This window comes from Microbacterium sp. CBA3102 (assembly GCF_007954505.1).
GTDB lineage: Bacteria > Actinomycetota > Actinomycetes > Actinomycetales > Microbacteriaceae > Microbacterium > Microbacterium aurugineum.
The window spans coordinates 1,230,968-1,252,545 of the sequence record NZ_CP042412.1; the positions used below are offsets into that span (position 1 = coordinate 1,230,968).

Consider the following 21,578-nt stretch of genomic DNA (forward strand, 5'->3'; position numbering starts at 1 on the left):
CGCTCGCTTACTCCTGCTCTGCCCAGTACTTGTCCGCCGTGGCCTGGATCTTCTCCAGGAACGGCATCGGGTCACCGGGGTTGGCGTTGAAGGCGCCGAACTGCTCGATCGCGGTGGTCACGATCTCGGTGGGCATGGCTTCGAAGAACCGGTCGTAGAGCGAATAGCCGTCGCCGGCGATCTGCTCCCCGATCTCGGCCAGGGCGGGGTCGGACACCGTGGCCTTCGGGTTGAACGCGACGTCGCCGTGCGCATCGTTCCAGGCCGTCTGGGCATCGGGCGACATCCACCACTCGGCGTAGGCGAGACCGAGGTCGCGCTGCGTCGAGTTCTCGGCCGTGCAGATCGGACCGGACTCGACCGCCACCGGAGTGGTGTCGAGGCTGTCGTTGACGGCCGGGATCGCGAACATCCCGTAGTCATCGGTTGTCATGCCGGCGCCCTCGAGGTTGCCCGCGAAGAACGTGCCGAAGTTGATCATGGCGTAGTCGCCCTGCTTGAGGCCGACGGCGGGGTCGGTCGTGCTCCCCGCGTCACTGAACCAGCCGGCCTTCTGCTCGTCGAGCCACACGTTCATGATGTCGACGATCTCGGGGTCGGTGTATTTGACGTCGCCCGTGGTGAGCCCGGCGTACAGATCGGGGTCGGTGGAGGCGACCAGGTGCTGGAACCACTGGAAGGTGAACAGCACGCTGGTCTGGTAGTACGGCGTGACCCCGCCCTCCTTCAGCGTCTCGGCGGCGGTGTTCAGCTCGTCCCAGGTGGTGGGCACCTCGACGCCGTTGTCGGCGAAGGCGGCCTTGTTGTAGAACATGATCCAGTAGGCGATGTTCATCGGCACGCAGTACTGCTTGCCGTCGAAGGTGTAGCTGTCGCGCAGGTCTTCGCTCACCCAGCCCTCGTCGACGGCCTGGGACCAGATGTCGGTGGTCTCGGCGACCAGTCCCTCGTCGACCAGCTGCTTGAGCGAGTCACCGGTGTGCCAGGTGAACAGGCCGGGCGACTTGTCGGTGCGGAACGACTGCTTGATGAAGGCGTCGTACTGGTTGGCGTCGGAGTACCCGGTGGTCTTCAGCGTGATGTCGACGGCGTCGCCGCTGACCTCGTTGAGCGACTCGAAGTCGGGCTTCCACGCTGCCTTGTCGGTGTAGAAGTTGAGCGTGCCGGTCACCTCTCCGGCCTCTCCGGAACCGGAGTCGCCGGCGCACCCGGCGAGTGCCAGGGTGCCGAGGAGGAGACCGGCCGCGGCTGCGGCGATCGTGCGTCGCGAAATCATTCAGAACTCCCTTGTTCGTTTGGTATCGTTACCAGAAATCTGGATTCACGCTACCAAGGTGATGGATGCGGTGCAAGGGATTCCTGAGGTGGGAGTCCCCGGCGGTGGATGCTGCATGGTGCGCGGTGTTCAGTTGTCACTCGTGCGCGAGCCGCGCACGTAGGCCTTGACGGTCGCGAAGCGGGCGCTGCGCGAGTTCTCGGTCCGTTCGATCCGGTACGCCCCCACCGCTGCCGGGACGATGAACGTCTCGGCGTAGTGGATCACGAAGGGTGCGAAGGCGTCGGTCGGGCTCACCACGCGCACCTCGTCCCCCTCGACCAGGTTGAGCACGTTGACCGTGCCCTCGGTGTCGTGGTCGGCGCCCTGTTCGAACCAGTGCCGGCGCACCTCGATGAACTCCAGTTCGTGCAGGCCGGTGCTCTCCTCGATGACGTCACCGTCGGTGCGGATGGTCTCGACCTGGTCGATGAGGTTGTCGCCGACCCACGTCGTGTCGCGGTCCCATTGGATGTTGCGGGCGCCGTGGTCGAGGTGCACGGGGCGAGGCACGCCGTCGAGGCCGACACGGCCCCAGTCCCAGAGCTTGAAGGTGAAGATGAACGGCGTCGCCGAGATCTCGAGAACCATCGAGTTCGCGCCCGAGCAGTGGATGGTGCCCGCCGGGATCGCGAAGTGGTCGTGCTTGCGGGCCGGGAAGGAGTTGACGTACTTCTCCGCCGGGAAGGGGTGCTCGCCGTCCTGCGCGGTGGCCAGGTCCTGCAGCATCTCGGCGCGGTCGATGCCCTCCTTCGTGCCCAGGTAGACCACGGCGTCGTCGCCGACGTCGAGCATGTAGTAGCTCTCGTCCTGCGTGTAGTGCATGCCGAACGTGTTCTGGATGTAGTCGGTCAGCGGATGCACCTGCAGGCTGAGGTTGCCGCCGTCCATCGTGTCGAGGAAGTCGAAGCGGATCGGGAACTCCGCGCCGAAGCGGGAGAAGGTCTTCGCGCCGAGCAGATCGACCGGGCGGCTGAACACCAGGTCGAGCGCGGGGATCTCGACCACTCCGCCCTCGCCTTCGAGCAGCAGCGAGTTCTCCTCGGGGACGCAGTCGAAGCACCACGCGTAGTTGTCCTTCGAGGGGTCGAGTCCGATGAGGTTCTTCATCCACTGCCCGCCCCAGACGCCGGGGTCGAAGAACGGCACGACGCGGAACGGCCGGGACGCGGCATCCTTCAGCGCCTGCCGGAAGGCGGTGCCCGTGATCATGCCCGCCTCCGGGGAGTCCGGATGCGGCTCGGCCGGGGCGATCGCGTTGCCGTCGAGCACGAAGTCGAGTGTCTCGAAGAGGCTGCGCTTGTGGCGGTCGGCGACGCGCCACTCCACGAAGAAGCCGCGCTTGTACTTGCGCAGGTTGTCTTCCGCCGCGTTGTCGGCGCGCCAGTTGGTGGCGCCCTTGCGCTGGCGCAGCTGGATCTCCCAGCGGGCCATGTCGACGAGCACCGTCGCGGCGGAGCCGTCCAGGCGCGACGCGAGGAGGGCAGCGCCCCAGCCGATCACGACGGTCGGGGTCTGCGTGATGCCGGCGGCGAGGGCGTCGAGCTGCGCGGCGTCGTAGAAGTCGGCGAGGGTGAAGTGGCTCATGACGCCGAAGACCCGGTCGTCGGTGAGGTTCGGTGCGATCAGCTGCTCGACCTCGGCGACCGGGCGAGCGGCGGTCTCGACATCCTGCACGGTCCACTCCGGCAGGGCGGATCGCACCTGTGCCGTCAGGGTCGGGAGGTCGACGCCCGGGTACGTGTCCACGAGGAGCACGGGGGCGGTGCCGGTCACGCGTGCACAGGCTTCGGCGAGTTCGGCCGCTGCTTCCCAGCCCTCGGCGCCGCGGAGGATGCGCTCGCCCTCCGGCAGGGCCACGGTGGGCTGGGTGTCGTAGCGACCTCGGGTCGTGTGCCCTTCGTGCATGTCGCTGATCGGGGTGGTCACTTTTCCTCCTGCGGTGTTGCGGTGTGGGTGGTCGTCGAACGGGCCAGGACGCTGAGTCCGCGGGCTACCGAGAGCTCGGGCTCCGGCGGGACGACGAAGCGCGGGGGCGTCATCGAGGGCCAGAGGTGTGTGCGGACGTGGGTTTCGATCGGCGCACGGACCGCGTCTCCTGCACGGAGGATCCCGCCGGAGAGGATCACCACGGCCGGGTCGTAGGAATGCACGAGCGACGTGACGACCGCGCCCCACACGTGCAGGAACCTCGCCCGGAGTGCCGCATGCGCGTCGGTGGTGAAGACCTCGGTCATCGTGACGGCCTCCGGGAGGGCGCGTGTGCTCGCGAGGGCTTCTCCGCAGCCGACGTTGCCGCAGGGACAGAGGGGCCCGTCGAGGTCGACCGTGAGGTGTCCGCCGAGGATGCCGGCGTGCCCGGTGCGTCCACGCAGAGGTGTGCCGTCGATCATGGCCGCCGTGCCGATCCCGGTGCCGAGGGTGACGAGCACCGCGTCATGTTCTCCGGGTGCGCTACCCGACGACGTCTCGCCGATGAGGGCGGCCCTGGCGTCGTTCTCGACCGTGGCGGGGAGCCCGAACTCGGTCAGGGACCAGGCGCTCAGGTCGAAGTCGCGGAGGAAGTCGTACTTCGCGTTGGCGTGCAGCATCCGTCCGGAGTGCGGGTCGACGACGCCGGGGACCGCGATGCCGACGGCCTCCGCGGGGCGGTGCGCGTCGTCGAGGAGACGGTGGGCTTCCGCGGCGGCTACGGAGAGGTCGGCGCTCGTTCCTTCGATGCGGACCCTGCGTGCTGCGACGACACGGCTGCCGTCGATCAGGGCGAGTTTGATCTCGGTGCCCCCGAAGTCGGTACACAGCTCCATCGGTCCTCCTCGTCGATGATTGGTAACGTTATCAATGCGGTGGAGGGGTGTCAACACTGCACGAATGTCGGGAGCTTTGCCGCCTGCACGGTCCGTCTGCCCGGATTCTCCCGACGCCTGTCCCTGCTCCCGACAGGTGTGCGCAGAGCCCGCGCAGTGACAGTCTCGTGCAGGTGACGTCAGCGCACGCCGCGGAGTGAGACCGGCAGCTCGATCTCGCGGGTCGCGGCGTCGAGCTTCCCCCCGTCGAGACGGTCGAGCAGCAGACGCGTGGCGGCTCGGCCCAATTCGCGCGGGTCGTGGTCGATCACGCTGATCGGCACCGGCGAGAGCTCGGCGAGCTCGAAGTCATCGAAGCTCACGATCTCCGGGAAGTCGGTGGCACGGCGCGATCCGGCGTTCAACTGGGCGCTGATCTCCTTCAAGGCACCGATCGCGTTGCGGTTGTTGGCGCAGAAGATCGCGGTGGGGGGATGCGCGGCGTCGAGGAGAGCGCGGGTGGCGTCGCGGGCCTGGTCGACGGTCTGCTGGTTCGTGGCGACGATGTCCGGGTCGACGGTCAGACCGTGTTCCGACAGGGCGCGGACGAAGCCGGCGTAGCGGCGCTCACCGGTGAAGATCGAGAGCGCGTTGCCGAGATAGCCGATGCGGGTGTGGCCGTGCTCGATGAGTGCGCTGGTTCCGCGGTGGGCGCCGTCGTCGTCCGCGAGCACGACGCTGTCGGCAGCGAGCCCCTCGATGCGGCGGGAGGCGAGGACCACGGGGACACCCTGACTCTGGGAATGGGCGAGGTGCGCGGACGAGGTGCCGGCGGGGACCACGATGAGCCCGTCGACCCGGCGGCCGAGGAAGTCGCCCACGAGGTCGGCCTCGCGTGCGGCGTCTTCGGACGTGTTCCCGAGGAGGATGCGACGGCCCGTCAGTGCGGCTTCCTCCTCGACGCCCAGCGCGAAGGTGCTGTAGTACGGGTTGGCGATGTTCGTGATCGCGACGCCGATGAGTCCGCTGCTGTGGCCGGGGCGGATGCTGCGGGCGTTCTCGTTGCGGTGGTAGCCGAGCTCGGCGACGGCCTCCATGACGCGCTGCTGCACGTCGGGCTTCACGTTGAGTCCGCCGGAGAGGGTGCGCGACACGGTCATGGGGCTCACGCCCGCTCGGGTCGCAACTTCCTTGACGGTCGGGCGGCGCGCTCGTTCGCTCATCACTGCCCTCCGAGGTGTGGTGTCGCCGATCAAGGGAACGTTACCAGCGGGGCAGCCGCGGCGCGTCGCGTTCACAACTCCTCAAGAATCCTGTCGTTGCAGTCTTCCCCGCCCTGCTCTGCGCCGAATGGGCTGAATTTTGCGGAGTTGTGAACGCTGCAGACCCGAGCCCCTCCCCCTGGGGCGTCGTCACGCACCGAAATCTGACCTGCACCGGCGCGCGGCCGTCCGTAGATTGGTCGGATCCTGCCCGGGAGGAGACCATGACTGACGACTGTCCGTCGCATCCGTTCGATGCGCGCACCCGAGTGCACCTCGATCGTCCGCAGAGCCGCAAGTGGAGCCTGCATCCCGGTCGGATCGGCGCGTGGGTGGCGGAGATGGACTTCGGGATCGCGCCCGAGATCGCCGACGCGCTGCACCGCGCGATCGATGACGAGAACCTCGGCTACCTGTCGCCCCCGCAGGCTGCAGAACTCGGAGAGGCCACTGCCGCGTGGATGCGGGACGAGTACGGCTGGGCGGTCGACCCGGAGCGCGTGCACCCGGTGTCGGACGTGATGGCGGCTCTCGGCGTCGCGGTGCGGGAGTATGCGCCCGCGGGGTCGCCCGTGATCGTGCCCACACCGGCGTACATGCCGTTCCTGACATATCTTCCGGCGATCGGCCATCCGGTCATCGAGATTCCGGGTGTCGAGGTCGACGGGCGGTGGCAGCACGACCCGCAGCGCATCGACGAGGCCTTCGCTACAGGAGCGCGCACGCTCGTGCTCTGCAATCCGCACAATCCCACCGGCGCGCTCCTCGGTCGCAAAGAACTCGAGGCGATCGCGGAGGTGGTGGAGCGGCACGGCGGGCGGGTCTTCGCGGACGAGATCCACGCCCCGCTCCGCTATGACGGCGCCCCGTTCGTGCCGTATGCCTCGATCTCGGATGCCACCGCCGCGCACACCGTCACGGGGACGAGCGCCTCGAAGGCGTGGAACATCCCCGGACTGAAGTCGGCGCAGCTGATCACCTCGAGCGACGCCGACCAGGCGCGGTATCGACGGTTCGGCTTCGCGGTGCAGCACGGTGCGTCGACCCTGGGGGTGGTGGCCTCGACCGCCGCATACCGTCACGGTGGGCCATGGCTGTCGGAGGTGACCTCGTACCTCGACGGGTCGCGGCATGCGCTCGCGGCGCTGGTGGACGAACACCTGCCCGGTGCGGTGTACCGCATTCCCGAGGCGACATACATCGGCTGGATCGATACCGCTGCCCTGCGGATCCCGGGGCCGCCCGCCGAGTTCTTCCGCGAGCGGGCCGGGGTCGTGCTCACCGAGGGGCGGCTGCTGGGTCGCGGTGCGGAGAGCCATGTGCGAGTCGTGTTCGCGACGCCCCGTCCCATCCTCGCGGAGGCTGTCACGGCGATGGGTGCGGCGGTTCGGGAAGCCGGTCTCCTGCGCTGACGGCCTCCGCCTCGAGCTCCTGTCAAGAGGGTGTCAAGGGGCTCTGCCGGTGTCAGTGGTCTGGCGTAGAAAGGAATGCGAGAGAAGGGATTCCGCATGGCCGCCGGCGATATCGAGACGTTCCACCGCAACGGCATCTGGTTCAACCGCATCGAGGGTGAATCGCAGACGTTGGGCAGCAGCTTCGAAGATGAGGCCGAGGCGGTGAAGGTCGGTCGCAGCGCGGCGGTCGCGCGCCAGGTCGCGCACACCGTGCGCACGGAGGAGGGGCCCTCGCCGGAGGCGCACATCTACGATCTCCACCCGCGTGAGCTGATCGGGTGATCGGGGCGCCCTCCGATCCGCCTTCGCGCCAGGAGTCCGAAGGAGGGATGCTGCTGCAGGCATGTGTCAACGGTGCCCGCGATCCGGTCGAGCATCCGTGGTTGAGTGCGGATGCGAGCGTTGTCACCGAGGATGCGGCGCGGGCTGTGGATGCGGGCGCGCAGGAGGTGCATGTGCACCCGAAGAACGCGCGCGGGCAGGACAGCCTCGCAGCGCCGGACGTCTCGCGGTGGGTCGCAGCCGTCCGCGCGGCGCAGCCCGGTGTCCCGGTGGGGGTCACGACCGGGGCGTGGGCGGAACCCGATGTCGAACGTCGTCTGGCTGCGATCGCGTCCTGGACGGAGGCGCCCGATCATGCCTCCGTGAACTGGCATGAGGTCGGTGCTGACGAGGTGGCGGCTTCGCTGCTGCGCCGTGGCATCGCGGTGGAAGCGGGGCTGTGGGATGCGTCCGGATTCGAGGTGTGGAAGCGTTCGCCCGTCCGGGGCGAGTGCTTCCGGGTGCTGATCGAGTTGCCGGATGAGCCGGCGGAGACCGTGCGCGCGCATGCCGAGGCGATGATCGCGCACGTTCGGCTGGAGGAACCTGACATGCCGATCCTGCTCCACGGCGAGGAGAGGTCGACCTGGCCCGTGTTCGATCTGGCGGTCGAACTCGGTCTGGCCGCACGGATCGGGCTGGAAGACACGCTCCTCCTTCCCGACGGCAGCACGGCGCCCGGCAATGCGGCGCTGGTGCGGGTGGCTATCGAGCGGATGCGGGGAGTCTGACCGACCCGGCAGCGCCTCGGGGGCATCCTGGGGTCATGTTCGGTGAAAACGTGCTTCTCTTCATCCTGTTCTGGGCGGCCGTGTTCCTCAGCGGCATCCTCATCTCGTGGCTGGTGATCTACTCGGCCGTGCGTGCGGCTCTCTCCTCGCATCGGCAGGCGATGGCGCGTGACGGGCGTCCGGGTCAAGTCTGATCTCCGGGCTCTTCGGCTGAACTGCACGGTCGCCACCCGGGCGGACTCGGTCGTGTCTTCCCGGGAGCCCAGCCTGCGTGTGACACGTTCTTCTCTATGACTGAATCGCCCGTCGTCGTTGCTGATCCGATCGAGCGGTCGCGCGCTCTGCCGCTCTTCCTCGGCATCGGTGGTGCCGTGCTGGGCCTCTTGCCGTGGGCGATTGCCGGCACGTTGCCGTTGCAGAACCTGTGGGCGTCGCCGACGATGCCGGAGGACATGCCGTTCGTGCTGCTGCCGCTGAGTCGATATCAGGCAACGCTGCTCTTCTCTCTGGTGCTGCTCGGCGGGGTGTTCGCCGGCATCGCGGTGCACGTGGTCGCGCGGCGCCGCGACGTCGCTGTCTGGCCGGCGGCTCTCGGCGTCGCGGTCGTGCATCTGGTCGCGATCATGCAGAGCTTCGGCGTGCTGGCCGGAGGGCTCGGGCTCGGCCGTGGGGGTGACTCGCGCGCGATCCTCTATTTCGCCGGCATTCTGGGCGGCGTGATCGTGGCAGCCCTTCTGGCGCAGCTCGGCGTGTGGATGACGTCGCGCCGCTCGATCGGTGTCGCTGCGCTCGGTGTCGCGCTTGCGGCCGTACCGTTCGGGAGCTGGGTCGGCCGGTGGTTCCTGGCTTTCACCGGCGAGGTGTTTCCGCCGGTGTTCCTTCCCGAACTGCTGCGGTGGATCCCAGCGATCGTGGTCGGCGCTGCACTCGTCTGGTGCGGGGTGCGGCCGGCGTCGCGGATCGTGGTGTGGGTGGTGGCACTGCTGTCGCTGTGGCTGGTGCCCGCGCTGTTCACGGCTATCCAGTACGGGCTCGGGATGCGGGTGCTCGACGGTGATGTCGCAGAAATGGCACGGGTCTCGGTGCAGTTGTTCCCGATGGTGCTCGCGGAGGTGTGGCTGCCGGTGGTCGTGGCTCTCGTGATCGCAGTGGTCGGGACGGTGGTTCGGATGGTGGTGGAGCGCGACCGTCCGCGTGAGGTCACCGGCGAGCGCGTGCTCTGACCGCCCCCGATAGGGTGCAGGCATGGAAGCGACACAGGGTGATGCAGCGACCGTCTCGGCCGAGGAAGCGCAGCGGACGATCATCCGCCGCTGGTCGTGGACGGTTGCCGTCGGCCTTCCGCTGATCGCGACGATCGTCGGCATCGCGCTCACGAGCACCGGGACGATCGAGCAGTGGAACTCGCTCGGCGATGACATGTACGACGTCGTCATGCTCCCTGTCTGGCCCGCCGGCCTCGTGCTGCTCAGCGTCGGGCTGCTCGGTCTGACCGCGACGGTTCTCACTGCCGCGGTGCTCACGACGAAGCGCTCCTTCTAACCCAGACGCGAAACGCCCCCGCCGTTCGGGTCGGCGGGGGCGTCGGTCTCGCGGGTGCGGCTTACTGCACCGACCATCCGCCGTCCGAGGCGAGGATCGCGCCGTTGATGTTCACGGCATCGTCCGACAGCAGGAAAGTGATGGATGCCGCGAGGTGCTCGGCCGTCGCCACAGTCGGGATGGCCTGCTGGAACGGGGCGAGGCGGCCGGAGCCGTACTCCGACATGTGCGGCGGCATCGGGATGCCGGTCGCGACTCCGCCCGGGGCCACGGAGTTCACGCGGATGCCCTTCGGCCCGTACATGAAGGCTGCGGATTTGGTGACGCCGATGATGCCGTGCTTGCTGGCCGTGTAGGCGTTGCCCGAGGCGTTGCCGCGCAGGCCCGCCTCGCTCGAGACGTTGAGGATCGCGCCGCGACCGGCCGCTTCCATGACGGGGATGACCGCGCGCATGAGCTTGAACGGAGCGGTCAGGTTGATCGCGATCACGCGGTCCCAGACGGCGTCGGGGGTCTCGCCAGCGGGCGAGAAGTCGTCGTTGATGCCGGCGACGTTGGCGAGACCGTCGATGCGGTCGCCGGCTGCGGCGAGGACGGCGTCGATCGCGTCCTGCTTCGTGAGATCGCCCGCGACCGTGACGATGTCGGCGTCCGGAAGTTCGGTCTTGAGGGCGTCGAGCTTCTCGGCGGCGATGTCGCTGGCGATCACGCGTCCGCCTTCGCGGGCGATGCGCGCGGCGGTGGCCTTGCCGATCCCCGAGGCAGCGCCGGTGACGATCACGGTCTTGCCGGCGAAGCGACCTGATGTGGGCTTCTCGGTCCAGCCCTCGGAGGCGTCGTCTTCGGGGATCTCGCCGCCGTTGGCCGCGCGGACGAGGTCGTCGACGACCGACTGGGGGAGCTGGCCCTGGCTCATTGCGACGAGCTGCTGAAGGGGGAGCCCGAGCACCGGGGTGAGGAGCTCGGGATCGGCGCCCGTCTTCTCGAAGAGTCCGCGGATGAGGGGCCCGCCGGTCGGGTCGTTCATCCAGTCGCCGATGGTGGAGTGTGCGGTGAGGGCCATGCTCGTTCTCCTTGTTCGGGTTACGCAACGGTGCGTCTACTTATGTTCCAGTGTACGCCTGAGTACGCTCGGAGGGTGCCTCGTCCTCGTAGTGAGAAAGCCCGCCAATCCGTGCTGGAGGCGATGCGGCGTGCGCTCGCCGCGGGTGGTTACGACGCCGTGACCATCGAGGGGCTCGCGGAGGCCGCAGAGGTCTCGAAGCAGACGATCTACCGGTGGTGGCCGTCGAAGGCCGCGATCCTCGGTGAGGCGCTGCTCGAAGGCGGATTGCCGGGCGCCGAGGTGTCGGTCCCGATGACGGCCGATCTCGGGGCGGACCTGCGGGCGTGGTTCTCGGCGATGAGTGCCGCGCTGGCGGATCCGGAGGGCGTCGCGGTTGCTCGCGCGCTCATCGTGGTGACCGCGTCGGATCCCGAACTCGGGCTGGCGTTGAACGAGAAGCTCGCGGCGCCGATCCGCGAGTGGGTCGCGGGACGGGTCGCACGGGCGGTCGACGCCGGAGACGTGCGGGCCGATGTGGATGCGGCCGCGATCGCGGACCAGTTCATCGCGATGGCGTCGTACTCCGCGTTGATCGGTCAGCCGTTGAGTGCAGAGCGGGTGGAGGAGACGGTGGTGCGGTTGCTGCGGGGGATCGGGGAGTAGCCATCGCTCGCAGATGATCTTTATACTCGATCAGTCTCTTACGGCGACAATCTGAGAGCGCACCAACTATTGCGTTGCGCTGTGGCGATCTCGGCCGGCCGAGGCGCAGCCCTTAACTACGCGAGGCGAAAGTCCGACGGTGACTCTAGCGCGCTCATGGCCGACTTGCGTCGTTCCTTGGTGCCTGCGTACAAGGTTGTATTTCCAGCGGACGACTTTACCAGCCAGCCCTGAGAAACCAGCTCGCTTAGTACCTTTGGCACTAGGGGCCGATCCGTCAGGCTTAGGCCGCGGCTGAGCGCACCTTCCTTGCGCGCTGACCCGCTCTGCCCGTACACCTTCTTGAAAATCGTGAGCGCGATCCTTGACTCGCGATCGAGCCCGAGCTGCATTATTCCCGCAGTCGTCTGCGTTGCTTCGCTGAAGCGATCGATCTCACAATCGGAGAAGTGGTTGGCGAGGGATTGAGGAAGTTGCGACACCCCTTCCAACATCCCGATAAGAGTGCTCTGGAAATGAGGTGCACGACTGACATCATCGAGCCCAGAAATATCGAGCTTCTCGATCACGCAGTCTCGAAAACTCGTGGCGGCGAAGACGGGATGGTCCGCGACCACAAGCTGTTCGAAGTACACGCCAGTAACGAGGAAACTCGTGCTGACGGGCCTTCCTTCATCGGCAAGCTCTGCAGCGACCCGTATCAGATCTGATGTAACTGCATCAAAGCGTTTCTGCTTGTCGCGCGCAACGAGCGCAGCCATCACCGCTGAAGATCCGGCGTCGTATTGCATGAGGGCATCCGAGGCAACTTCGACTCCGAGATCGCTTGCAGCAGCTGCCCAAGAAGCAACTGACACGAGTGGGTGCGCTTCGGCGTACGGGTTCAGTGCGTAGTCGACCAGATCGAGTGCATATGCTGTGTCGGCGAGGTCGCGATCCGCGAACACGCGAACCTCGGCCCCGTCGTCAGGGTCTGCTGCTGCGAGCCCAGGAAGGCGGAGGAGAAGCTGCATCCCTTCCTCGTCTGGCTGAAGCCCATTGACAGCAACGAAAGCAGACTCAAGCATCTCCATATCTACGGGTCCGGTGGCATCTGAGCGGGAGCGGGCCAGCGTCGCCACCCTCGACACGATCTGGCGGATCGTCTCTGGCCGGACCGCGCTGAACATTTGCGCCTCGCGCTCGCACATCGCTTCGATGAAGCGGCGCCACCCAGAGGCACGGCTAACTGAATTTGCCACATCTGCTGCTTGGTCGACATCGATCGACACCAGGTAGCTAAGCAGCAAGGGGCGCATCGGCACCCAGTCGGGTACCTTCCATTTGACCCCAGACTGAGACAGAAACTCGGCTAGTTGTAGGTCATCAAAATCAGGGACAGTCAACTGCTCGTGGGTCTTGAATCCAAGCGCTGATACCATCTCGGCGCGCCCGGAGAAGTAGTGGGATCGACCGGCAATGACGATCCCGGAACCGGCCGGCGTCTCATTCACCAAGCGGCGGAGAGGGCTTAGAGCCTCCCATCGGACAGTCTTGAGGTCGGTCGCGCTACCGAACCATCGACTTGGAACGATTTCATCGAACCCATCGAGCAACAATACGCATGCGCCCGCTCGCCATGCTGAGACCAAGCCGTTTGGATTGTCGAAACCGACTTCCTCCGCGTGACGGCGGAGAATCTCGGCCGGTGTCTTGAGGCCGGCGCAATCTCGAAGATTGATGTGGACTGGGAAAGGCGTGAGCTTCTGCTTTTTGAAGTGCTCTTTTCGAAGGAGCCGATACAGCTCGCGGAGCGTATGGCTTTTGCCCACGCCAAAGTTCCCTACAATCAGCGAGCGCTTGCCGTTAATGACGTCTTCCGCGAGGCCGGTGATTGACTTCTCTTCGCCACCAGCATCGATCAGGCGAACCGGGACATTCGGTGCCTGGGTCTTCGCCTGAGGGCCAAAGCCAGTGCTTCCAAAGGGAGCCCGGTCTCGGGCCTGTATGTACATCTCTGAATTGCAGATGCGCTGGTGTAGGGTCGCGATGCTGATTGCATGGACCCTCTCGAGCTTCGATCGTGAGATTGCCTCAATCGCGCTTCGCTGATCTCCGGTGGGCTCATGTAGGGTTACGAACCACCCGGTTCGCCCCTTTAGTGAGTTGCCAGGCTGGCCACCGATGCCCTTGAGGAGCTCAACGAGTTTTTCTCCATCCTTTGTCGCCTTGTCCTTCGTGCGCATCGTGGTGAACTCATACGCATGAATCTCATCGTGGCTGACGAAGAGGCCGTCGCGCTCGCGCCCCATGTACATGACGGCTCCCTGCACGCCCAGGGGGTCGTGAAGAGAGCGAGCAAGGTGTACTCCGCGTACTTCGAAGTCAGGGCCTGACTCGAACTCCTCGTCTCCCATGGCGACGACTCCTCTCTGAGTGAGCAATATTGGAGCCAGCATAGTGATATATCGAAACACCCATACCTGAGCGCTCCGCGTGATCGAGGCCGGGGGCCACTGGTGGACCTTCGGCGGACGGTCAGCCTTGGCGAGGTTTCTAGTCTTGACCTCTGATCCGTCCGTCCGCGAATCGCGCCTGGGCCCGATCGTGCCGCTTGCCGACGGGGACCAGTTCCGTGGCCTTCGGCAGGCCCATCGGCTTAGTCGAGACGTACACGCTCTCGGCGGTGTCGACGCGGAAGGTCTCGTGCCAGACACCCACGGCTCCCGGAGCCTTGCGGGCGGCGCGGTTGAAGGCGGTCCAGGCGGGACGGTGCTCCTGGTTCGGGCTGGAGGCGTAGGCGTAGAGCTTGTCGATCGATGACCAGTACTGCACGACGTAGGGTCCGCCCGAGCCGAGGAGCAGGTGGTAGCCGAGCAGGCCCGAGTCGGGGTCTGTGCTGAGTTCGCGCAGCATCCGAGGCATGGCGGCGAAGGCCGGCATCCACAGATCGGGGCGCCACCAGCGGTTGATCTGCATCCCGATGTGAAACACGACGAGCTCGCCCTCGTGGCGGTGGGTCATGCGACCCGTGATGACTTTCGACATGGAGTCTCCTTGGTTAGATAGCGTCACTATCCATAATGGATAGCGCTACTATCGATGTCAAGAGGTGGCCATGAGAATTTCCGAACTGTCAGCCGAGGCCGGCGTGACCGTGCCGACGATCAAGTACTACCTGCGCGAAGGGCTGCTGCCCGAGGGCGAGCGGACGTCGCCGACGCAGGCCGCGTACGGCGAGAAGCACGTGGAGCGGCTGCGGGTGATCCGGGCACTGCTCGACGCCGGGGTGAGCATCGCGGAGACGCGGCGGGTACTCGGGGCGCTGGACGATCCGCCGGCGAATGCCCATGACCTGCTCGGAACGGCGCACGCGGCGATCACTCCGCCGGTGGATGAGTCTCTGGATCTGGCGGAAGCGGAGGCGCTGGTCGCCGGACTCGGGTGGAAGCCAGGGATGTGCGATCAGGCCGTGCTTTACGCGGTGGCGCGCGCGATGCAGGGGCTGGAGCGCGTCGGGTTCACCGTGCCGGACGCGGTGATGGCGGAGTACCTCGCGAGCATGCGGCGGATCGCGGACGCGGAGATCGCCGGGGTGCCCGAGGAGTCTGCGGAGGCCGCGGTGCGGTACGTGGTGCTGGGGTCGGTGCTGGTGGAGCCGTTGTTGTTGGCCCTGCGGCGCGTGGCGCAGCAGGTGAGCTCGGGGGAGCGGTTCGGAGGTTCTTAGAACGCTCCGCCGCCTGGATCGTGGGCGACGATTCCCCGGCGGGATGCGGCCAGCTGGGCTACCTGCGGAGTCAACTCTCGTCGAAGGTTGCCGAGATAGACCGCGTAGTGGTCGGGGTAGGCGGCGCTGAGTTCGAGATACCGGTTACAGGAGCGAGTCATCTCCGAAAGCGGAGCCTGAAGTGAGTCCAGCTGCCGAACGCGGTCGCGGGTCGCACGGATCTCTGTGCGCATCGACGCTACGCTCGCGTTGGCCCTGGCGAAGTCGGCTGACTGCTCGGCCCCAGGAATCACCGGTTCGGGCCCCTCGGCTATCGCTCGTCGACGATGAAGCTCGCTGATGAGCGACTGAATCGCTCGCTTCTCATCAAGGCGAACCTTCAGCACATACGTGATTAGTGCGATCAACACCGTGAACACTGCGCCGATAATCGCAACCACGACGTCTGGAATAAACGATTCCCACATGACGACACTTTGGCAGGCAATCCGACAGGTTGCAGCTATTGAGTCAGGACGCGGTTCCGGTGGCATCTGGCGACCGAGGGCCTCTATCGTCTGCCCGACGTGCGACCCGTTGCATTCTCCTGCTTGGGGCAGGCCTGACGGTTGATGCGTTCCGCGCCGGTAGGGGGCACCAACTGCTGCTCCCCGCGCGCGATCGAGCAGGTAATCGCCTTCCTGATCCGGTGACAACCGCTAGATAGGATGGACGGACGCGGGCACCGCATCGTTGGAGAGGCGGCAAGGCTGCGTGATGTGCTGGCTCCCAACTTGGCGTGCGTGAGAGTAGGACTTCCATATGGCGAGACTCAACCTCAAAGCTGTCGAGGAGCGCGTCGCGCCGCTGGCTGGTCGCGACGAGTACGACCGAGAGTTCATCTTCGACCTCCTGCTCGCCTACGGAAAGCCCCAGGGCAACGTCACGAGGTTGCGTAACGGGTCGCTGAACGTAGCAATTGATTCGTCGACCGAGGTCGCGCAGAAGAATGTCGTCTACTTCAAAGAGACGACCAGCGACCCGCTGGCGGTCATCGAGGAGCTCAAGTCGACTCCCGCGGTCGTTCGCTTCAGCACGCGGTTTGTCATCGTCACGGACTACGTCGAACTGGTCGCTCACGACATTAAGACGAACGAGACCATCGGCTTCGCGATCCGCGAGATCGACCAGCACTTCACGTTCTTTCTCCCGTGGGCCGGCATGGAGAAGGCGCAGTACGTCGCTGAGTCCCATGCCGACGTCAAGGCTGCCGAGCGCATGGGCAAGCTCTTCGACGAGCTCTTGCAGGCCAACCCGGGGATCTTCGACGACGAGCGAGGCCGCCACTCGCTGAACATCTTCTTCACTCGACTGCTGTTCTGCTTCTTCGCGGAGGACACGGGCATCTTCGGGGACAACCAGTTCACGAACGCGATCGGATCCCAGACGCAGTCCGATGGATCGGACCTCGCTGAGTTCCTGGCCGACTTGTTCAAGGCACTCGACACAGAGAACGCGGCTGACAAGCCGAAGCATCTCGCCGATTTCCCCTACGTCAATGGCCGGCTGTTCACGGTCAAGGACGATCAGGTCGTGCCGCGCTTCACGAAGCAGGCACGAGAGGAGCTCATCGCCTCAGGCACGCTCATCTGGCGCGACATCAATCCCGACATCTTCGGCTCGATGTTCCAGGCGATCGTCACACCGGGCAAGCGCAGCGACCTGGGGCAGCACTACACCTCGGTGCCGAACATCCTGAAGACGATCGAGCCGCTCTTCCTCGATGCGTTGAGGGATGAGATCAACGATGCGCAGGACAGTGAGCGGCGGCTCATCCGACTGCTTGACCGCATTGCAGAGATTAAGGTGTTCGACCCTGCCTGTGGGTCGGGAAACTTCCTCGTTATCGCGTACAAGGAGCTACGCAAGCTCGAGCACGCGATCCTCGAGCGGCTCGCTGAGCTGAGCTCCTCGCATCAGGTGCTGTGGGCGGACTCGAAGATCAGCATCGAGAACTTCTACGGCATCGAGATCGACGACTTCGCCGTGGAGGTCGCGATCCTTTCGCTCTGGATCGCAAAGCACCAGATGAACCGGGAGTTCCGAGAGAAGTTCCGCGTCGAGATCCCCTTGATCCCGCTGAAGGAGACGGGGCAGATCAAGGCGGGCAACGCGACGCTGGTCGGCTGGGACACGGTATGTCCTAACGACGGCGAGGCGGAGATCTACCTGATTGGGAACCCGCCGTATCTGGGCGCGAGGGTCCAGACGACGGAACAGAAGGTCGATTTCGCACACGTGTTTGGGCGACGGCCCTACTCGAAGAATCTCGACTACATCGCGCTCTGGTTCGTCAAGGGGGCTGATTACATCGAAGGAACGCGCGCCGAGCTGGCGTTCGTCACGACGAACTCGGTGGCACAGGGCGAGCATGTCGGGCTCATTTTCCCGATGATCTTCGCCAAGGGGATCGAAATCGGGTTTGCCTACACCTCGTTCAAATGGGAAAACAACGCCAAGCACAACGCGGGCGTGACCGTGGCCGTGATCGGCCTGCGCATGGCCCGCCCCGGAGATAAGTTCATCTACACCGACGATCTGCAGATCAAGGCCGAGAACATCAACGGATACCTCGCGGACGGCGACAACGCCTTTGTAATGAAGAGGACAAAGCCGATTTCGGCGCTACCAGAGATGTCATTCGGCAGCATGCCCAACGACAGCGGTGGCCTCGTCTTGTCAGATGAGGAACGGGGACAATTGCTTGATTCCTATCCAGACGTGGCTCGTTATGTGAAACGATTCCTTGGCGCGAGCGAGTTCATCTCGGGCACGGAGCGCTTCGCGCTCTGGATCGGGCCTGGTGACCTCGCATCGGCTATGACGATCCCCGAGATCGCGCGTCGCATCGAGCACGTACGCGAGCATCGCTCCAACAGTAGGAGAGAATCCACAAACAAGCTGGCATCCGTTGCGCACCGCTTCGGAGAGGTCCGATTCAAACCAACTGATTCGATCATCGTGCCGCGCGTGTCGTCCGAACGACGCGAATACATGCCAATGGGCTATCTCGGGCCCGACACGGTCATCTCCGACGCCGCCTTCGCAATCTACGACGCGGAGCCGTGGCTTTTCGCACTCCTGACATCACGTGTGCATATGGTGTGGACGCGCGCTGTGGGCGGCAAACTGAAGACAGATTTCCGATACTCCAACACGATCGTTTACAACAACTTCCCCGTACCACCGCTGTCAGAAGCGGTGAGGGAGAAGCTGACGGTCGCCGCTCTGCGTGTGCTGGACGTCCGCGAATACCACTGTGAGCAGACGCTGGCCGAGCTCTACGACCCAGACAAGATGCCGCAGGACTTGCGCGAAGCCCATGCCGCGGTCGACGTGCTGGTCGACTCGATCTACTCGAAGAAGCCCTACGAGACGGACGAGCAGCGTCTGTCGGACTTGTTCGCGCTGTACGAGCGTATGACCGCCGAGGAAGCCGCGAAGGCCCCGGCGAAGAAGACCCGGAGGACTGCGAAGTGACCGCGATCAACAAGCCCGTGAACATCGTCGACGTCACGTATGCGCAGACAATGGCCTCGGTCAACACCGACGCGTTGGGCATGCGCGAGATGCAGCAGCGCGTCTTCGAGCAGCGCTACGCCCAGCACCTGCTGGTCAAGGCCCCGCCGGCGTCGGGCAAGTCCCGCGCGCTGATGTTCGTCGCACTGGACAAGCTCTACAACCAGAGCCGCAAGAAGATCATCGTGGCCGTACCGGAGCGCTCGATCGGCGCATCGTTCGCGTCAACGGCATTGACGAAACACGGCTTCTGGGCGGACTGGGAGATCAAGGACGAGCACAACCTGTGCGACGCAGGATCGTCGGCGGGCAAGGTTGACGCGTTCGTGAAGTTCCTGGAGGGACCTGACGCCGTGCTGGTGTGCACGCACGCGACGCTGCGTTTCGCGTTCGAGAAGTTGGCCCCGGAGTCGTTCAACGGCACCGTGCTGGCGATCGACGAGTTCCACCACGTCTCTGCCGACACGGAGTCGTCGCGGTTGGGAGCACTGCTCCGGGACGTGATGAACGGCTCGGACGTACACATCGTGGCCATGACGGGCTCATACTTCCGCGGGGACTCGGTGCCGGTGCTTTCGCCTGAGGATGAGGCGAAGTTCACGCCGGTGACGTTCAACTACTACGACCAGCTCAACGGCTACGAGTACCTACGCTCGCTCGGCATTGGGCACCACTTCTACCAGGGCCGGTACACCGACGCAATCCATGAGGTGCTCGACCTCGACAAGAAGACGATCGTGCACATCCCGAGCGTGAACTCCGGCGAGTCAACGAAGGACAAGATCGAGGAGGTCGGCCGGATCATCGACGCCATCGGGCACGTCGAATCGACGGACCCCGACACGGGAATCATCAGCGTGCGTCGCGAGGACACTGGCGAGATCGTGCGGGTCGCGGACCTTGTCGACGACACCGATCAGAAGAAGCGTGGCGACACGCTGCACTACTTGTCCCACACCGCGTCGAAGGAACGCGATGGGGTCGACATCATCATCGCGCTGGGCATGGCGAAGGAGGGCTTCGACTGGCCGTTCGCGGAGCATGCGCTGACGGTGGGCTACCGAGCGTCGCTCACCGAGGTGATCCAGATCATCGGTCGAGTCACCCGTGACAGCCCAGGCAAGTCGCACGCGCAGTTTACGAACCTCATCGCGGAGCCGGACGCCTCACAAGGCGAGGTCAAGGTGTCGGTGAACAACATGCTGAAGGCGATCACGGCCTCGCTGCTCATGGAGCAGGTGCTCGCGCCGAACTTCAACTTCAAGACGAAGAAGTTCGACGATGACGAGCCAGCAAGGAAGGGCGAGCTCAAGATCAAGGGCTTCAAGGAGCCCTCCAGCGACCGTGTGAAGCAGATCGTCGCGACAGACCTGAACGACCTGAAAGCGACAATTCTGCAGGACGACACCTTCGCTCGGGCCGCCGCAGGATCGATTGATGCCGAGACGACGAACAAGGTGCTGATCCCGAAGATCATCCGGGAGAAGTACCCCGACCTCACCGAAGATCAGATCGAAGAAGTGCGTCAGCAGGTCGTCGTGGACTCGGTGATCAAGAACGGCGAAGTGCGCGAAGTCGGCGACAAGCGCTTCATCAAGATGGCCGAGAAGTTCGTGAACATCGACGAGCTGAACATCAACCTCATCGACTCGGTGAACCCGTTCCAGCGGGCGTTCGAGGTGCTGTCGAAGTCGGTCACGCCCTCGGTGCTGCGTCTGATCCAGGACACGATCACATCGACGAAGATCGAGTTCTCGGAAGAGGAGGCACTTGCGCTGTACCCGAAGATCAAGACCTGGGTGCAGGTCAACGGCAAGCGTCCCGACCTGCGCTCGGAGGACCCCGCGGAAAAGCGCATGGCCGCGGCGCTGCTGTTCCTGCAAAAGCTGAAGCAGAAGCGCGAGGCCGAGAAGGCAGCGACCGAGACGGGGGAGCCGTCGTGACCCCGATCGATTTCACGTTCAACGAGAACGTGGTCCTCACAATCGACGACATCCTCGACGACGAGCTGCTAAACGCGCCGGAGAAGCCGAAGAAGATCACGTCATCCGACCGGATGGAGCGCGCTTTCCTTGAGATCGTCGAGTTCCGGCGTAGCGAAGGGCGGGCACCCAGCGCGCAGACGCGTGAGATCGCCGAGCGAAAGCTCGGTGCGCGGCTGGATGGCTTTCTCGCCAACGACGCGAAAGCTGAAGCGGTGAAGCACCTCGACGAGTTCGGTCTGCTCGAAGCGCCTGCAGCGCCAGCGTCGCTCGATGAGCTGCTCGAGAGCGACGATCTCGACGATCTGCTGGGCGATGACGCCGGGATACTTGATGTGTCTGGCTTGCCTGCGATCAAGCGGCCAGAGTCCGCCGAGTCAGTCGCACAGCGCGTGAAGGCGAAGGACTTCGAACAGTTCGAGCCGCTGTTCAAAGCGAAGCACGCAGAGCTCGCCGACGGCACTTTCACGCTGAAGCCATTCACCGGCATGGACCTGATCCGAGAGGGTGTGTTCTTCGTCCTCAACGGCGTGATGTGTTTCGTGGCGGAGGTCGGTGACGACGTTGACCTCGTCGTAGGTGGCAAGCGCACCCAGAAGCAGCGCCTGCGAGTGGTGTTTGAGAACGGCACCGAGTCAGCAATGTACAAGCAGAGTCTGATGACGCGGATGTATGAGGCACAAGGGCGGGTTCTGGCGCGCACCGGTCACGACGCGGATGAGATCCTGGACGCAGACATCGAAAGCGGCCACATATATGTGCTGCAGTCACTCAGTACGGACCCGCTGATCGCTAATCTCAAGCACCTGCACAAGATTGGCTTCTCGACCACGAGTGTCGAACAGCGCGTGAAGGGTGCATCCACGTCCCCGACCTATCTGATGGCTCCCGTCAAGGTTGTCGCGGACTATAAGGTCTACAACCTCAAAGCCTCCGCGTTGGAGAGTCTTCTGCACCGCGTCTTTGCGGACGTACGCCTCGACCTGACGCAGACCGACAGGAGGGGACGCGACTACGATCCGTCCGAGTGGTTCGTCGTTCCGCTCGATGCTATAAACCAGGCCGTGGCGATGATTATGTCCGGAGAAGTCGTCGACTACTGCTACGACAAGATGCAACAAAAGTTGGTGCGTCTTGTCGAGTGAGTCCAGCGCCCCTTCCCCGTCGTTCAGACGAGGTTTTGCCGCCTCATCGCTGTGAATCTCAAACGTGC

19 protein-coding genes are annotated in these 21,578 nt (G+C 64.9%); 11 read left to right on the plus strand and 8 right to left on the minus strand.

From position 1 onward, the window contains the following. Positions 1–7: 7 nt before the first annotated feature. From FGL91_RS05940 to FGL91_RS05955, 4 genes are all read right to left on the minus strand, one after another. Positions 8–1,276 carry an ABC transporter substrate-binding protein gene (locus FGL91_RS05940; RefSeq protein WP_134352708.1) on the minus strand — a complete coding sequence of 423 codons (1,269 nt, stop codon included), beginning with the start codon at positions 1,274–1,276 and terminating at the stop codon, positions 8–10. 129 nt (positions 1,277–1,405) lie between these two features. Then, positions 1,406–3,244: a class I mannose-6-phosphate isomerase gene (locus FGL91_RS05945; RefSeq protein WP_153243343.1), complete on the minus strand. Its 1,839-nt coding sequence runs from the start codon at positions 3,242–3,244 to the stop codon at positions 1,406–1,408. Then, positions 3,241–4,122, minus strand: a complete 882-nt coding sequence (locus FGL91_RS05950; RefSeq protein WP_153243344.1) for an ROK family protein — start codon at positions 4,120–4,122, stop codon at positions 3,241–3,243. Before FGL91_RS05950 ends, FGL91_RS05945 begins: the two co-directional genes overlap by 4 nt. A gap of 179 nt (positions 4,123–4,301) precedes the next feature. Then, positions 4,302–5,324, minus strand: a complete 1,023-nt coding sequence (locus FGL91_RS05955; protein WP_131493067.1) for a LacI family DNA-binding transcriptional regulator — start codon at positions 5,322–5,324, stop codon at positions 4,302–4,304. Positions 5,325–5,587: 263 nt separating this feature from the next. Here FGL91_RS05955 and FGL91_RS05960 point away from each other — a divergent pair, with 263 nt between their 5' ends. From FGL91_RS05960 to FGL91_RS05985, 6 genes are all read left to right on the plus strand, one after another. Continuing rightward, positions 5,588–6,775 (plus strand): MalY/PatB family protein, encoded by a 1,188-nt coding sequence (locus tag FGL91_RS05960; RefSeq protein WP_153243345.1) that lies wholly within the window; start codon positions 5,588–5,590, stop codon positions 6,773–6,775. Positions 6,776–6,871: 96 nt separating this feature from the next. Next, positions 6,872–7,099, plus strand: coding sequence for a hypothetical protein (locus FGL91_RS05965; protein ID WP_047523674.1), 228 nt, complete (start codon positions 6,872–6,874; stop codon positions 7,097–7,099). Between the two features lie 47 nt (positions 7,100–7,146). Further along, positions 7,147–7,869 carry a 3-keto-5-aminohexanoate cleavage protein gene (locus FGL91_RS05970; RefSeq protein WP_153243346.1) on the plus strand — a complete coding sequence of 241 codons (723 nt, stop codon included), beginning with the start codon at positions 7,147–7,149 and terminating at the stop codon, positions 7,867–7,869. Positions 7,870–7,904: 35 nt separating this feature from the next. Then, positions 7,905–8,063 (plus strand): hypothetical protein, encoded by a 159-nt coding sequence (locus FGL91_RS05975; protein WP_153243347.1) that lies wholly within the window; start codon positions 7,905–7,907, stop codon positions 8,061–8,063. Between the two features lie 96 nt (positions 8,064–8,159). Continuing rightward, a complete protein-coding gene (locus tag FGL91_RS05980) occupies positions 8,160–9,092 on the plus strand; it encodes a hypothetical protein (RefSeq protein ID WP_153243348.1) in 933 nt (310 codons plus the stop codon). Positions 9,093–9,114: 22 nt separating this feature from the next. Further along, positions 9,115–9,411: a hypothetical protein gene (locus FGL91_RS05985; RefSeq protein ID WP_153243349.1), complete on the plus strand. Its 297-nt coding sequence runs from the start codon at positions 9,115–9,117 to the stop codon at positions 9,409–9,411. Positions 9,412–9,472: 61 nt separating this feature from the next. Here the strand turns inward: FGL91_RS05985 and FGL91_RS05990 are convergent, their stop codons facing one another. After that, entirely contained in the window at positions 9,473–10,474 is a 1,002-nt protein-coding gene (locus tag FGL91_RS05990) for an SDR family NAD(P)-dependent oxidoreductase (protein WP_047523662.1), read from the minus strand. A 75-nt stretch (positions 10,475–10,549) separates the two neighbouring features. Between FGL91_RS05990 and FGL91_RS05995 the strand changes: the two genes are divergently transcribed. Then, positions 10,550–11,119: a TetR/AcrR family transcriptional regulator gene (locus FGL91_RS05995; protein WP_227991926.1), complete on the plus strand. Its 570-nt coding sequence runs from the start codon at positions 10,550–10,552 to the stop codon at positions 11,117–11,119. A 116-nt stretch (positions 11,120–11,235) separates the two neighbouring features. Here FGL91_RS05995 and FGL91_RS06000 read toward each other — a convergent pair whose 3' ends face one another. Next, positions 11,236–13,515 (minus strand): NACHT domain-containing protein, encoded by a 2,280-nt coding sequence (locus tag FGL91_RS06000; RefSeq protein WP_153243350.1) that lies wholly within the window; start codon positions 13,513–13,515, stop codon positions 11,236–11,238. 139 nt (positions 13,516–13,654) lie between these two features. Further along, on the minus strand, positions 13,655–14,146 hold the full coding sequence (locus FGL91_RS06005) for a DUF4188 domain-containing protein (protein WP_153243351.1): 492 nt from the start codon (positions 14,144–14,146) through the stop codon (positions 13,655–13,657). A 70-nt stretch (positions 14,147–14,216) separates the two neighbouring features. Between FGL91_RS06005 and FGL91_RS06010 the strand changes: the two genes are divergently transcribed. After that, a complete protein-coding gene (locus FGL91_RS06010; protein WP_153243352.1) occupies positions 14,217–14,825 on the plus strand; it encodes a MerR family transcriptional regulator in 609 nt (202 codons plus the stop codon). Here FGL91_RS06010 and FGL91_RS06015 read toward each other — a convergent pair. Beyond that, positions 14,822–15,292: a hypothetical protein gene (locus tag FGL91_RS06015; protein WP_153243353.1), complete on the minus strand. Its 471-nt coding sequence runs from the start codon at positions 15,290–15,292 to the stop codon at positions 14,822–14,824. The two genes, FGL91_RS06010 and FGL91_RS06015, sit on opposite strands and share 4 nt — an antisense overlap. Before the next feature lie 334 nt (positions 15,293–15,626). On the opposite strand from FGL91_RS06015, the gene FGL91_RS06020 reads away from it, so the two are divergent. From FGL91_RS06020 to FGL91_RS06030, 3 genes are read left to right on the plus strand one after another with little or no spacing between them, the layout of a single operon-like run. Continuing rightward, entirely contained in the window at positions 15,627–18,344 is a 2,718-nt protein-coding gene (locus FGL91_RS06020) for a DNA methyltransferase (protein WP_153243354.1), read from the plus strand. Next, a complete protein-coding gene (locus FGL91_RS06025; protein WP_194239321.1) occupies positions 18,341–20,326 on the plus strand; it encodes a DEAD/DEAH box helicase in 1,986 nt (661 codons plus the stop codon). Before FGL91_RS06020 ends, FGL91_RS06025 begins: the two co-directional genes overlap by 4 nt. Continuing rightward, positions 20,323–21,510, plus strand: coding sequence for a GIY-YIG nuclease family protein (locus tag FGL91_RS06030; protein ID WP_227991927.1), 1,188 nt, complete (start codon positions 20,323–20,325; stop codon positions 21,508–21,510). Before FGL91_RS06025 ends, FGL91_RS06030 begins: the two co-directional genes overlap by 4 nt. Positions 21,511–21,578 lie beyond the last annotated feature (68 nt).

What these genes read in the sequence shown, in the direction of transcription:
- FGL91_RS05940 (WP_134352708.1), bottom strand. Translation starts at nt 1,276, where the DNA reads ATGATTTCGCGACGCACGATCGCCGCAGCCGCGGCCGGTCTCCTCCTC.
- FGL91_RS05950 (WP_153243344.1), bottom strand. Translation starts at nt 4,122, where the DNA reads ATGGAGCTGTGTACCGACTTCGGGGGCACCGAGATCAAACTCGCCCTG.
- FGL91_RS05955 (WP_131493067.1), bottom strand. Translation starts at nt 5,324, where the DNA reads ATGAGCGAACGAGCGCGCCGCCCGACCGTCAAGGAAGTTGCGACCCGA.
- FGL91_RS05960 (WP_153243345.1), top strand. Translation starts at nt 5,588, where the DNA reads ATGACTGACGACTGTCCGTCGCATCCGTTCGATGCGCGCACCCGAGTG.
- FGL91_RS05965 (WP_047523674.1), top strand. Translation starts at nt 6,872, where the DNA reads ATGGCCGCCGGCGATATCGAGACGTTCCACCGCAACGGCATCTGGTTC.
- FGL91_RS05970 (WP_153243346.1), top strand. Translation starts at nt 7,147, where the DNA reads ATGCTGCTGCAGGCATGTGTCAACGGTGCCCGCGATCCGGTCGAGCAT.
- FGL91_RS05975 (WP_153243347.1), top strand. Translation starts at nt 7,905, where the DNA reads ATGTTCGGTGAAAACGTGCTTCTCTTCATCCTGTTCTGGGCGGCCGTG.
- FGL91_RS05980 (WP_153243348.1), top strand. Translation starts at nt 8,160, where the DNA reads ATGACTGAATCGCCCGTCGTCGTTGCTGATCCGATCGAGCGGTCGCGC.
- FGL91_RS05985 (WP_153243349.1), top strand. Translation starts at nt 9,115, where the DNA reads ATGGAAGCGACACAGGGTGATGCAGCGACCGTCTCGGCCGAGGAAGCG.
- FGL91_RS05990 (WP_047523662.1), bottom strand. Translation starts at nt 10,474, where the DNA reads ATGGCCCTCACCGCACACTCCACCATCGGCGACTGGATGAACGACCCG.
- FGL91_RS06000 (WP_153243350.1), bottom strand. Translation starts at nt 13,515, where the DNA reads ATGGGAGACGAGGAGTTCGAGTCAGGCCCTGACTTCGAAGTACGCGGA.
- FGL91_RS06005 (WP_153243351.1), bottom strand. Translation starts at nt 14,146, where the DNA reads ATGTCGAAAGTCATCACGGGTCGCATGACCCACCGCCACGAGGGCGAG.
- FGL91_RS06010 (WP_153243352.1), top strand. Translation starts at nt 14,217, where the DNA reads ATGAGAATTTCCGAACTGTCAGCCGAGGCCGGCGTGACCGTGCCGACG.
- FGL91_RS06015 (WP_153243353.1), bottom strand. Translation starts at nt 15,292, where the DNA reads ATGTGGGAATCGTTTATTCCAGACGTCGTGGTTGCGATTATCGGCGCA.
- FGL91_RS06020 (WP_153243354.1), top strand. Translation starts at nt 15,627, where the DNA reads ATGGCGAGACTCAACCTCAAAGCTGTCGAGGAGCGCGTCGCGCCGCTG.